Below are 14,208 nucleotides of genomic sequence, written 5' to 3'. Positions count from 1 at the left end.
GTTAATTATGTAAAAAAATGTGATAATTATCCTTAACCATCATCTTACCAGGCTTAGCAGGATTAGGTACCAGCGTCTCAAAATTAACATGAGGTCCTCCCCCATGTGCTCCCGTTATATCACTCGTTCCCATCCTAAAAACTCTTTTCCCATCTGAAGATATAAACCTGCCGCTACCTGGGACAGTCTCTTTATACCCTTTACCTAAGAACTCCTGCCCTAATTCCAAAACTTCACTAGCAGATCGCTTAGCTCCATCTTTTAACCCAAGTTTAGCCAACGATTTGTAAGCACCGGCAATTTCTATACCACCAATTATATCGGAACCCGCAGACAGCAATCCCATACCTGCTGCAAAATAGTTCGGACCAGTTGAAAAAGTACCGGTTCCATATTTCATGGCCTGATACAACCCTCCAAGCACCGGAACTTCTGTTATCCTTTCATCGGCTTCGTCTGCCGTCTTACTAAGCTGATCGAACGGCTCCCAATTTTCTGAAGTCTTTTGTGCCTGCTCTCTACTCCTGGGACTATTTTTAGGCCCAACACCTAATGCCGCAAGAAGTTTCTGCAACCAGTCATCATCGACACCTTTATTTGACAAATATTCACTTTTTATCTCACTGAACTTAGTTCGGGCATCTTCTTCGGTATAAGTAGTCATGCCATTAACTTCTTCGACAGCCATACCATCAGGATCGATAAATCTGACTGGATTATTTAATGCATAGTTATAAGGTGACCATCTCCTATTCATTTCGGCCAATGGATCTACTACGTTCCAACGTCCGATCACTGGATCATAGAACCTTGCCCCGTAATCATATTGGCCTAACTCATCCTGCAGTTCCTTCCCATTATACAAGTATTTATTATCTAAAGATACAGGACTTCCAGATGATTTGCGTAACCCTAATGGATAATAATCATCACTCTGCAATCTCTCCAACAGCCCCGTGACAGGGTTTTTGTGGAAACTATAACGTACGTTCCCTAAATGATCAGTTAGGTTATATTCATAACTAAAGCTTGTCCCAATTTTACGGGCAACCCCGGTTTCTGTCTGTATAAATTCTATGTTTCCGTCTCTATATTGAATACCCCTAATATAATCTGTAATTACATCACCACTGGTTTTCTTCAGTTTGTTTCCGGAAGCATCATATAAATAAGAAAGTTTTAATCCTTCTATTTTAACCGGGAGGCTTAAATTATTGTAGGTGATGGTCTGTCCATTCTTTCCATCCACTGTCGCATTTCCATTTTCATCATAGGTATAGGCACTCTTTTCGGTACCTCCGGTTATCTGGTTCAGCTGATTGCCATTGTAAGAATAATTCCGGGTCACCTCATCACGTTTTAAACTTTGAATGTTACCCATTACATCATAAGTTACAGTCTCACTCATTCCTGTACCAATCCCACTACTTAATCGGTTTAATTTATCATAACTGTATACAAAATTATTGTTCAGTGTACTCCCTGCCCCCCACCATTGATCAGAGATATTCCCGTTAAACTGTGGGTTCGTACCATCCTGATATTTCAACTGTTGACTGAACTGATCAGAAGCACTGCTTTTTAACCAGCCACGTTCGTTATAAGCATAAGTGGTTTTTTGTTGACCATCGTTCAGCTCTCTCGTTTTGACCTGCCCAACCTCATTATATTGGTTTTCTGCCAATAGTACTTCTGCATCGGTATTGATCTGAACGTAACTTCTTAATCTTCTGCCGACATGATCATATTCATAACGGTTAGTAATAGTTGTATTCCCTGTTTTCTTATTGTAATGTGTCCGGTTACTGACTTTGAGTACTCCTTCAAAATTATAACCATAACTGATCTCATCATAGTTTTTGTTATCAATTGCACCCGACTGATAATGTTGTTTATATACTTTTGATACCCGGCCTTCATCATCATAATAGTTGACATTTGTGAGCATATCTCCAGTTCCCAATACGGTAATCCTGCTCCCGGTAAGCAAACCCTGCGTCTTTATACTACCAGAATAGGGATAAGTGGTTGCACCAGTGAAGTTATAAGCATCATAATAATTAATATTATGATAGTAAGCAATGTTCCGAGGGAAAGCAGTATTGCTATAACCTATATCTCCGGCAGCTAAAATCTCCCATAACTTCGCAGGATCTTCTTTGCTAACAGTAATCTGCATCGCTGGACGCAAAGATGAATCATTATATATTCCTGTAATTATTGGTCTTCCAAGAGCGTCGTATTTATTAAAAACCCATTGCCCGTTTTTCCGTTGAACACCATCCTGACTCAGAACTACCTGGTTCAGATTATTGTACACCAGCCACTCCCAGTCTTTTCCGGGAACACGTTTTTCAATCTGTCTTTTTCGTCCATCATAACGATATTGATAACCATAAAGGTCCAAAGTCGCTTGTTCAATCGCTGTACCATCAGGATTTGATCCCGGAGGAAGCACAAAACTCAAGTTACCCAAATCATCGTAGACATAATAAGTAGACAGGACTTCTATATTACCATCTTTACGGTTAAAACCACGTTTTAATATAATATTACCTTCTTTATCCACATACTCTTCCGTAGTCCCCGCCTTCCCGTCCGCACTTACCCAGTTTTCATCTTTTTTTATCCTTAAGGAAAGTTGTCCATCTTCATAATACCCACCGGTACTTAAACTCCTCTTATACACCTCCCCAGTAACTGATAACGCGTTCCACACACGCACTGCATAACCATCACTGGTATAACTAACTGAGCTATTATTTGAACCATAACCGATTACAACAGTTCTACCCCTGTCATTAGTTCTCTGGCCATCAGCAGCTGGCTGCCATACGGTTCCAGGAGCCCCCAGTTCAGTAATTCTGTTCAAAGGTGAAGATTCATAAACAGTCTGGCTATATGCAGCGTCAGTCTTCGTAACTGCTCCATCCCACCCGGTGGAAGAATAAAATTGCAGCTGATTACTCAATGCTTTAGTCTTATATGTCCCATCTCCGCTTTGGTCTGTATAAGGAAGATATTTCAGAGGTTCCCTGTCAAAAATATCGTATATAAACGGCTGGACAATATCATTCCCAAATGGGCTACCTTTAGTCTGGACAGCTTGCAAAGGGCGACCCAGGCCATCAAAATATTTAACAGTCTGACTCACATCATTGACAGTTGCACTGTTAAGATCTGTGACCCCGGGATTCTTAAATATATTCGTAATCACATAATTCTGATCCTGACTAGGTGCAGATCCTAATTTTGCATTTAAGTTTTTGGTAATAAAAGCATGAAAAGGTCCACTGGTACTAAAGCCTGGCTTTAATACAATAGTATAATTAGAAGAGTATTCTCCAGTTGCTGGTCCGGAAAGTTCAATGTATTGGCTATAACCTGATCCCGGAAATAAAAGCGTCAGCAATGAGGTTAAACAAGTAATTATATAAAGAGATTGATTGATATACTTTTTCATCGGGACTTAGTTTTTAAAGTGATAACTGTTACTTCTAATGAGATCTCCATTCTGATCTTTCACCTTTATAAGTCTCTGAATTCCATCGTATTCATAATAGAAAGATTGGCCTTTTTCATCAGTATGACTTGTCATTCCTACCTGAGGGTCATAAGTATAAGTGGTCATCTTAGCATCTTCCGGAAATATCCGGACATCATCGACAGGCCCCGTCAAAGTAAGGTTTGCTGAATATGCCTGTTGATTAAAATTCCACTTACTATTCGCATAATTCCACCATTGTATGATGTAATTACGGCCAGCCGGAGGACTGAACTTTACGGGATAATTCGCATCCCAGTATTTATAACCTGTATGCCCTTTTCCATTAACTACATTGACATTCCCGGTTTCCTCAAATCCGTCATAAAAGAATTCATTGGTACCTTTTGCTGCAATCTGTTTATCCATGTATTGCAATGTTATACTCCTGTATGTCCCGCTTGGATCTGGCCCCACAGTTCCTATAGAAAGCGTATAACTGCCTGGAGGCATATTATTAAATACAGCAGTTGAAGGAAAATTACATCCCTTTGAAGTTCTGCTGATACATAGGTTACCCGACTTATAAACACCAGCCCCTGATAAAGTATACTGCAAAGTATAAGTGAATCCTGGCTGTGCATTAATATCCAGTTTCATATCCGATAATACATTCGATGTAAATCCACTGGAACCGGAACCATTGCTTTCCGGAAGCACATAATTAAAATATTTTGTAGACGTTACGGCACCCGAACTGGCTCCATTTGCATTTTCTATTATCGCAACCGGAAACTGGTCTGCATATCCCCATACATAGCTGGTAAACGGCCCATTCCCTGTAGATTTAGTAGAAAGATTCCCTTTGTTGTCATATGTATAACTGGTAAGAGTTTCAACAGGATAACTTCCTATACTCTGATCCACAGAACCCGGCATAAATACTCCGGCCCCAACTTCGGAATAATTTGTGCGTTTGAAATAAGAAGGTATAACCGTATTTGCTCCAGCTTTAGTGATAGTTTTAATCTCTTTGATCACAGGAGAAGTTATATGCTTAACATCATACATCGCCTTATAGACAGCAGCAGAATCCCGCATATTACCAGGATAACTATAAGTAGTAGTTGAAGTCTGCCCTTTACTATCGACAGCCACAAGGCTACTCAAAGTATTGTCTTTACTATCATAGGAATATTGTTCCGTCTTTGAAATTGACAATCCGGTATAACTGGTTATTGTTTTTTTCTGCAAGTAAGGGTAAAAGGTATAAATCACATTTGCATTCATTCTGATAAATGGCATTGACCCTAAGCCAGGAACAACCATTTTTGATATTGATTTTACAAAATCATTATATCTATCAGGCGAAGAATTATACTCATTAGTTACTGTCTCCAATAACTTATTATTCTCATCATAAGTTTGCTGTGAAAGTAATAATCCCCTTTCCAGCTCTCTTGATGTAAAGTCATCAGTCAATGTTCTTTGATCGACATTTGTATTCGTATACAAAGGCGCCTGATCCGGAAACTGATCATGGTTGGTATATTTATATATTACTTTCCCATTTCCACTTGTTTTTTCTATAACCCTTGAATAGGTAATATGATTACCGTTTGTATTACCCAGCAAATTCATGAAATTCTCGGATGTCATGGTATAATTCTGTTCATACTTAGCCGAAGTACTGTAATAGGTCAGCCCAGACCAACCACCGGTATGATACTCAACGCGTGCATGCCCGGTAGCTGAATACAAAGGTATACCTGAAAGCATACCGCTGGAAGTATTATCCTCATTAAGATAGGAGTACTCTTTAATCAACGCACCCTCTGCCGAATTTGCATCAGGCCTTGAAATAACCCTTCTGATACGTAATCCCCCCGCAATCCCACTAGCTGTCTGCAGGTTGAAATCCGGTAACTGGGAAGCAATTTTGCTATAATCATGTGCTTCATATTCAAAAAATGTTTTACCTCCAGTTGGATAACTAATTGCCCTAAGCACTTCTGCCTTCATTAATGAAGTATCTGCAGATCTATATTGATATAATTTATCGCCGGTTATTCCATCATAACTTTTCCCATTATAATAACCCCAGTTATCTGCCATTTTCGAATTATATCCTGGCAATAAAGTAGGGTTATAGCTAAATTTATAGCTCCCTGGATTATTATTATAAAGATCACTAATCGATAAACTATTCAGTTTTAATCGTTCACTCGCATTTGATGTGTAATTAAATTTTACGCTTTTACTATTGTTAATCAGTATTCCATCCAGTTTCATCCAGTGATTCTGGGGCATGTACGTTTTAGGGTTGATGTGTGTTAAGCGATAAAATGCTATAGTGTCTGTATCGTCTTTTAACTCCACAGTCTGACTTTTCGTAAAATCTATCTGTGTACCATCTGATCCGGACACACCAGCCAGATAAATCGGATATTGAACGGAAATAGAAGTTCCTTGTCCAGAAAAGGAGCACGCATAAGTCTCCGGTTTATCTTTCATACTGACACAAAGCTGCGATTTGACACTATTGGAGACAATAGGATTCCCATCGCGCTGATAAGTAAAATTAACCTGGCCGCCCGAAATCCCCTTAATACTGGTTAGATACCAGGTTACAGGAATTGTATTTCTGTAGCTATCGTTAACAGCACTGTTAAACTCAATTGCATCGACAGCCCCTCCGAAGGTGTAGATCTTTCCATCTTCAGCTGTGACAGTGAATTTATAGAAAGGCCCGTAAAGCGTCTCCTTAGTCTCGTTATTAGTTTGTCCCGAAGGAGAAAAGAAATCCACATTAAGGTTAGCGATCTCAGTTTTCACCCTTATCTTTCTTCCGTCTTTTGATTTCACCTTTACCTGTATGGAGTCATTGACATCACGGTACAGATAAAAACTTGCATTGACTCCTGGCGCATTGACAATAAATTCATCAGGTTCGCCATCAGCATAATTTGACTGAGTTGTTGCCCCTGAAGGAAAAAAATTCGTAAAGCTCGCTAAACTTAACCAATCGGTTCTGTCTAAATTATTTGACCGGTAAAAATATCCAAACCCATAAACATTAAATCCATAGTTGGACTCGCGTTTTACATCTTCACTGTTTTTTTCATCTTTTGCGCCGTGAATTACCCTTGTAATAGATCCTCCGCAAGAAAGGCTCCAGCCCAAACCAACCCATGTAGGATGCTGCTGCACCTTAATACCACTCGCATAATAGCTCATCTGAATTGGTACTACAATATCCTTCACCTTAACAGTGTGTATCGGTATTGTAATCTGAGGCAATCCGTTAAAAAGCTCAGTAGGAACCTGTCCGTATCTGCCAAGTTCAGCCGCATTTGGCGTTTGTGGTAATACCTGAGCATATAGCTTAAATAAACAACAGTAAAAAAATAGAAAGAATAGTAATGTTTTTTTCATAATCATTGGTTTTTCACAGAGATTTTACTGTGGGGCTTAGGTGATAATATTTGTTGTGATGAAATCCCATAAAAGCAAGATGGCAGGTTGCAAAAAGGGCAAGAGAGAATCAATTTTTATAATCATTTAACAGCGGCAGTCTGTCAAACACCTATAAAAGTTAAATATATTCATTTATATAAAACTGACAGGGCACGAAAGTAAATATTTTCTACCACAAATAGCCTATACTTACCTTGCAAGTTTTTATCATTAACAATAAGACACAGAAATGCCTCCTGTCAACCAAAACAGTGAAATTAAATCCAGAAAAAATCAGGTATACAAGCCTTATAAACCTGGCAGATCCAACCAGATACTAACCGGATAATGATCGGAAAGTTCAGCAGTTATCTGATCCTTAATCACCAGCGATTTAACTACTTTGGCCTGCAGATCCGGAGAAATGAAAATAAAATCAATTCGTTCCCGCGCCGAATTAAGTACCGTTCCGGATACCCTTGAAGGATAACTGTTATCAAAATTGATCCGTTTCAACCTCCAGCTATCCACAAATCCTTTATTCATCAGATAACCCGTCACACTGTAATCCAGCTTACCATTATTCACGTTCGTAATATGACTGGATTCATCACCCTTCAGTAGCTGATTCAGACGGTCATTTCTTTTATAATAAGCACTATCAGAAGCAGCATAACTGTTCATATCTCCCAGAACTATCGTCTTTTTAGACGATCCTCCCAAACTATCCACAACCATAGCAACCTCCTGTTGTCTTTTCTGATAGCTGAACGGAGAAAAATGTACTACTGCAAATTGCAGGTTACCAATCTGTGCCAACATAAAACCATGATGCATTCCTTTGATAATCTTCTTTACATTTTTGATCGGAAACCTGGATGTAATCCCCACCGAATAGCCCTGTTCCTTAGCCAGCTCCGTGTAAGGATGGCCAATAGCTTTACCCAGGCTCTCCAACTCCGCAGCACTGATATTCAATAGTTCCTGGTAAGCGATAACATCTGCCTGCTGCAATTTTGCCCAGTTAATGAACTTTTGTTTTCTATCCTTCTCTCCCTCAAAATAATTGTAAACGTTATAGGAAATTATCTTAACGGGTGTTTGCGCCATAGCTGCCTTACCACTCAGTAAAACCAGGATAGCTATAATTGAGATCCGGCAGATGTATTGTTTGAACATATTTATTTCGGTTAGATTGACTGCCAAATCTAATTATTTATTCAAAACTGCCCTCTTTTCAATCCAAAATTTACGTTATCTTTCCATTACCATAATGTATAGACGGATAAGACAATCTCCGGGTACTGTTCGACATGAGGCCACCATAAGGCCACCATTACCCCACCTTCAGGCCACCTTTTACCCTAGGAAAAACGTGGCCTCAGCATAGACCAGTACTACGTTGATCCTGGCTTCACTACGACTAGTGCCTGAGCACAACCCGACCAGCAGATCCAATCAAATGAAATAGTTATGAAAGTAGCTTCTGATAAGTACGCCACCAAAGATCAGGCATTTCACCATTCACCGCCATGGTATAATCTTCATACCGACAAGGGACCAGATGATAACGCTCATTTTTAGATACCCCGCTAGGATAAGGTACCTGCATCCACCAGCGATCTGATTTTTTACTTTTCACAAAAAGCATTTCTCCGGAACCATCACTGATGCTAGCCCTGTAAATCAGATACTGAGACTTTGGATTTAAAGGAAAATCTTTTTTCCGGTTATAATAGCCATCTACAAAATACCATACCATTTGTGCAAGAAGCATAGCCGATTGGCTGCTCTGATCAAAAGCCGGGTTGAATTCATAAAAACCTATAGAAGACAGCTTATCATTTAATCCCGCATAATGCGCGATTTTACAAGCCTGTTCCCCGTAGAAACCATTCGGACAAGCATTCCCATTAGCCGAAGAATCCGAAGAACGGATCGAGGAAAGATCAAAACTCATCATATTCGCATTCCGGATGACTGGTTCAGCAGAACTCACATCATTCAGGAATTCACCCAAACGATGAACGTCGAAATACAACTTGTTCATTACCTTTAAACTATCCTGATTAACCAGATAAGTCTGATAACCTATATTACTGAAATTGAACAGGTAATTTGGCTGATGCATAAAAATTCTGTTCAGATAAGCATCAGACCGTGTAGCGATATTGTCATTTCCATCCTCATCCAGATCAAATTTATTATCTACTACAACCAGATCTACTTTCTGCTCCAATGCTTCATAAGCCATGTACTGCGCATAAGTCAGATCCTGTCCGCCACCAATGATAACCGGAACTATATCCAGTCTGATCAGGTCACTGACTACCATTTTCAGTGCGATATAAGTATCTGAAATAGATGCGCCCGCAGTGATATTACCCAGATCCACGATCCTGCAATTGAATGCACCTTCATGTAACAGATAAAATTGTTCCCTGAAATAATCAGGGCCTAAAGAACAGCCACTATTATTCACCGCAGCACGGTCATCTTTAACACCAACAATAGCGATATCGTATAGTTTCTCGTTCAGTTCCGGGAATTTTTCCGTGTAAAAACTGGTCTTCATTCCCAGCTGGCTGGTATAAAAGCCCTGTTTAGGCATGAATTTTTCGAGGACAAGCGGGGAGAAAAAATCGGATAAGGACATAATTAATGGTATCTATGCCATCAAATATCTATTTTTGAGATCATATATTAATAAGAGCTGGTTTAAATTTATCAATTAATTTGATTCCGGCCCTGGACATCCTAAAAAAAATGACATGATTTTAGTTACCGGTGCTACAGGATTTTTAGGATCTGAGCTCATTAACCAGTTAACTGGACAAGGAAAAAAAATACGCGCCCTGAAAAGGGAAAATTCTGCTATTCCGGCATTACTGGCAAACAACCCGCTGGTTGAATGGGTCATTGCTGACATTAACGACTTCTCCTCACTTGAAGATGCTTTTGAGGAAGTTACCCATGTATATCATTGCGCAGCCGTCGTCTCTTTCGATCCAAAGGATAAAGCACTCTTGTTGAAAGTCAACATCGAAGGTACCAGTAATGTCGCCAATTTATGCGTACACCATCATGCCCGGTTACTCCATGTCAGCTCGGTAGCCGCAATGGGCGAACCTAAAAAAGGAAAACAGATTACCGAAGACGATTTCTGGGAATACGATGCAAACGTTCATTCTTATGCCATTTCCAAATACGAAGGCGAAATGGAAGTATGGCGCAGCATGGCCGAAGGTTTAGATGCTGTTATCGTTAACCCTTCGGTAATTATAGGTAGTAACGCCGGATATACTGGCAGTGGTGCCATTTTCAAACTCGTCAAAGAAGGACTTTCCTATTATACCAGAGGAGCAACCGGGATTGTAGATGTAGAGGATGTAGCCAAAAGTATGATCCTTTTGATGGACAGTGAAATTACCGGCGAGAGATTTACCATATCCGCAGAGAATTATCATTATAAGCAGTTTTTTTCGGAAATTGCCAAAGGTATGGGCGTCAAGGCCCCGGCCAGGGAAGCTAAGCCCTGGATGCTTGGTCTGGCCTGGCGGGCAGCAAAACTAGCCTCTGTGTTTACAGGAAAAGCAGCTGCATTAACCAGCGATGCCGCCAAAAGCAGTTTAAATATCAGTTTATACAGTAACGATAAAATAAGGAACAGTACAGGTATCACTTTCAAGCCCCTGCATCAAAGTATTCAGGAAGTATGTGCAGGGTTAAAAAAACTTTAAAATGAAGCAAAAGAGTATTTATATTATTGATTTCGACAGTACCTTCACCCAGGTGGAAGCTTTAGATGAGCTAGCCCGTATTTCTCTTAAAAAACATCCTGAAAAGGAGGCCATCTTCAAAAAAATTGAAGACCTGACCAACATGGCGATGGAAGGAAAACTATCCTTCGGCGAGAGCCTTGCACAAAGAGTAAAACTCCTGGAAGCTTCAGAAGATCACCTGAAACAACTGATCACCCGTTTAAAAAAGAAAGTATCCAGATCTTTTTCCCGTAATGCTGCTTTCTTTAAAAAACACGCTGACCAGGTACTGATTGTATCGGGCGGATTTAAAGAATTTATCACTCCGGTAGTCAGCCAGTACCATATTAAAAAAGAAAACATTTACGCCAATACATTTGTAACCACAGGCGATGGCAAAATCATTGATTACGATCACGCCAATCCGCTAAGCGAAGAAGGTGGCAAAGTAAAACTGATGCAGCACCTGAACCTGGAAGGAGATTTATATGGCATTGGAGATGGCTATTCTGATTTCCAGCTCAGAGAAAGCGGAATGATCAAAAAATTCTATGCCTTCACAGAAAATATCTCGAGAGAAAGTATTGTCAGCCGTGCCGATCATGTTACGCCTAGTTTTGATGAATTTTTATACGTCAACAATTTACCAAGAGCTATTTCCTACCCTAAAAACAGGATTTTATGCCTGGCCATTGGCGATATTCCCGAAGAATGCCTGACCCTGCTTAAAAAAGACGGGATGTCTGTGCGTCACAAATCTTCTTTTGAAGATAAATACGTGAAAGATGTGCATATGATCTTACTGGCAAAGGGAGAAAAAATGGACCCCGAAAAACTAAAAGGTGCCCTGAAGTTAAAAACCATAGGTTATCTTGGACAGACTACCGGTAAACTCGATTTACAGACCTGTACCGATATGGGTATTGTGGTTTTCGAAGATCCTAAGAACAATCCGAGAAATGCCAATTTCATTCCTAAAAGAATGCTCGACTTTATGAACAAAGGTACCACCTACCTGAGCAGCAACTTCCCTAACCTGCAATTACCAAGAATTGAATCTTCGCACCGTTTAATTCACGTCCATCGTAACGTACCAGGTATCATGGCGCAAATCAACACTATTTTTGCCAAACATAGCATCAATATTGTCGGTCAGTTCCTGATGACCAACGCGACCATCGGTTATGCCATTACAGATATTAATGCAGAATATGATAAGGACCTGTTTAAATCCTTAAAGAAAATTGAACAAACGATAAAATTCAGAGTACTTTATTAATTATTACCATGGAACTTACACCGGAAATAAAAAGCAAGCTGGATAAATTACAGGAAAAGTATGAAGCGATGGGCCAGGATATGGCTGCCTATCTCGACGGCTTACTTTATGCTGATTTCCTGACCTACTGGGATTATATCCATTTAGACACCCTGCTTAGCTTACAGAGTCCGAAAACACCTTTTCCTGATGAGGAAATCTTCATCATGTATCATCAGATTACCGAGCTGTACTTTAAGCTTTGTCTGCATGAATGTAAACAGATTGCAGAACACCCCGACCTGACCGTGAAGTTTTTCACTGACAGGGTAAAACGTATAAATGCCTACTTTACTGCACTGACAAGTTCTTTTGATGTCATGGTCGAAGGAATGGAGAAAGAACAGTTTCTTAAATTCCGGATGTCCCTGCTGCCTGCCAGCGGTTTTCAGTCGGGTCAGTATAGAATGATAGAGATCTGTGCCACAGATTTCACCAGGCTGGTTGATAAAAGTAAAAGAGAGGAACTCGCCAGTGCAACTATAGCTGAAAAGTTTGAGCATATCTACTGGAAATTTGGCGCAACCGAATTATCCAGCGGAAAACAAACCCTGACTTTAAAACAATTTATCTCTAAATATGCAGCACAGTTTTTGCAGCTGGCTAAAGACCGGGAACTGACTAATTTTTCAGCCCTGTACAACAAGTTTCTCAATGAAGGACAGGATGTGAGTTTACTTGCTGCAGAATTGAGAAAACTGGATCTGTTTGTCAATGTGGAGTGGCCTCTATCGCACTATAAATCAGCAGTCAGATACCTGGAAAAAGATCCGGTCGATATTGCTGCTACCGGAGGAACAAACTGGCAGAAATATCTGCCTCCGCGTTTCCAGAAAAGGATCTTCTATCCATTTTTATGGACTGCAGAACAACTGGAAGAATGGGGAAAGGCCTGGGTACTTAACGTATTGAAAACATTACATTAAATAAAATAAAATATTACACGAACCGAAAAATTCGTAATTTTGTACTGATAAAAACTAGAAATCGTGATAGATACATTAACTATAAAAACCACAAAAGCTGGTCATTCCAGATTAGCTGAAACAGACAATACTGATTTGCCTTTTGGAAAAGTTTTTACAGACCATATGTTTGTGGCAGATTATGAAAACGGAGAATGGAAGAACTTCGAAATCCTTCCTTATGGCCCTATTCCTATGAGTCCGGCAATTTCTGCTTTACACTATGGACAGGCAATTTTTGAAGGGCTGAAGGCCTACAAACAGGCTGATGGAAGCGTAAGCGTGTTCAGAGCTGACAAAAACTTTGCACGTTTCAACAAATCTGCTACCCGCATGGCGATGGCAACTATTCCTGAAGAAGTATTTATGCAGGGTATCGCTGCCCTGATTGATATCGACAAGGCATGGGTTCCATCCGAAGAAAATTATTCTTTATATCTGAGACCAGTGATGTTTGCTACAGACCCTGTTTTGGGCGTGAGACCATCTTCTACATATAAATTCGTTATCCTGGCTAATCCAAGTGCACCCTATTACAGCAAACCGTTAAAGGTTAAAGTAGAAACGCATTATACACGTTCTGCTGATGGTGGTGTAGGTGCTGCAAAAACAGCGGGTAATTACTCAAGAGCTATGCTTCCTACTGCCGAAGCACAGGCTGAAGGTTTTGACCAGTTAATCTGGACGGATGCCAAAGAGCACAAATACCTGGAAGAATCTGGTGCTGCCAATCTGATGTTTGTGGTAAACGGAAAAATCTTAACCCCTGAAGTCCGTGAAACTATCCTGGATGGTGTAACAAGGGATACAATTATCCTGTTAGCTAAAAGCATGGGTACTGAAGTAGAAGAAAGAAGAGTTACAATACTGGAAGTACTGGAAAATATCGAAAACGGTACTTTAACAGAAGCTTTCGCAGTAGGTACCGCCGCTACGGTTACACAAATCAGTGAGATCACTTATGAGGGTAAAACCTATAAACTTACTGATCCGGCAACACGTACTGTTTCTATAGGAATTGCAAAAAAATTAAATGATATCCGTTACGGGGTTACAGCTGATGAATTTGGTTGGAACTGGCTGGTATAATACCATTTAACAAAATAAATAAAAAAGGGATGTTCATAGTTTTTGCAATGCCCCCAAAAAGTTAGACACTTTCTGGGGGCATTTTTATGACAAAAAAAAAGAAACACAGTTTTGATTTCAAGCTTCATTGCGTAA

Annotated in this window: 8 protein-coding genes; 4 read left to right on the top strand and 4 right to left on the bottom strand. The window is 40.0% G+C overall.

Annotation, left to right across the window (positions count from 1 at the left end; translation table 11 throughout):
- Window position 1: 1 nt before the first annotated feature.
- From HDF25_RS23650 to HDF25_RS23635, 4 genes are all read right to left on the bottom strand, one after another.
- On the bottom strand, window positions 2-3,463 hold the full coding sequence (locus tag HDF25_RS23650; protein ID WP_184628885.1) for a DUF6443 domain-containing protein: 3,462 nt from the start codon (window positions 3,461-3,463) through the stop codon (window positions 2-4).
- A gap of 6 nt (window positions 3,464-3,469) precedes the next feature.
- On the bottom strand, window positions 3,470-6,919 hold the full coding sequence (locus HDF25_RS23645) for a hypothetical protein (protein WP_184628884.1): 3,450 nt from the start codon (window positions 6,917-6,919) through the stop codon (window positions 3,470-3,472).
- 330 nt (window positions 6,920-7,249) lie between these two features.
- Window positions 7,250-8,119 carry an endonuclease/exonuclease/phosphatase family protein gene (locus HDF25_RS23640; protein ID WP_184628883.1) on the bottom strand — a complete coding sequence of 290 codons (870 nt, stop codon included), beginning with the start codon at window positions 8,117-8,119 and terminating at the stop codon, window positions 7,250-7,252.
- A gap of 292 nt (window positions 8,120-8,411) precedes the next feature.
- The gene (locus HDF25_RS23635; RefSeq protein ID WP_184628882.1) at window positions 8,412-9,596 is read right to left on the bottom strand and encodes a formimidoylglutamase; all 1,185 of its coding nucleotides are present in this window, start codon (window positions 9,594-9,596) and stop codon (window positions 8,412-8,414) included.
- A 115-nt stretch (window positions 9,597-9,711) separates the two neighbouring features.
- Between HDF25_RS23635 and HDF25_RS23630 the strand changes: the two genes are divergently transcribed.
- The 4 genes from HDF25_RS23630 (at window position 9,712) to HDF25_RS23615 (ending at window position 14,073) form a co-directional block, all read left to right on the top strand.
- Window positions 9,712-10,680, top strand: coding sequence for an NAD-dependent epimerase/dehydratase family protein (locus tag HDF25_RS23630; protein WP_184628881.1), 969 nt, complete (start codon window positions 9,712-9,714; stop codon window positions 10,678-10,680).
- A gap of 1 nt (window position 10,681) precedes the next feature.
- A complete protein-coding gene (locus tag HDF25_RS23625) occupies window positions 10,682-11,980 on the top strand; it encodes an HAD-IB family phosphatase (RefSeq protein ID WP_184628880.1) in 1,299 nt (432 codons plus the stop codon).
- 8 nt (window positions 11,981-11,988) lie between these two features.
- Window positions 11,989-12,945, top strand: coding sequence for a tryptophan 2,3-dioxygenase family protein (locus HDF25_RS23620; protein ID WP_184628879.1), 957 nt, complete (start codon window positions 11,989-11,991; stop codon window positions 12,943-12,945).
- 63 nt (window positions 12,946-13,008) lie between these two features.
- Entirely contained in the window at window positions 13,009-14,073 is a 1,065-nt protein-coding gene (locus HDF25_RS23615; protein WP_184628878.1) for a branched-chain amino acid aminotransferase, read from the top strand.
- The last annotated feature ends 135 nt before the right edge of the window (window positions 14,074-14,208 follow it).

The sequence above is a fragment of the Pedobacter cryoconitis genome (assembly GCF_014207135.1).
Taxonomy (GTDB): Bacteria; Bacteroidota; Bacteroidia; order Sphingobacteriales; family Sphingobacteriaceae; genus Pedobacter; species Pedobacter cryoconitis_D.
The sequence above is the reverse complement of the archived record's forward strand: the minus strand, read 5'-3'. Positions and strand labels throughout refer to the sequence as shown.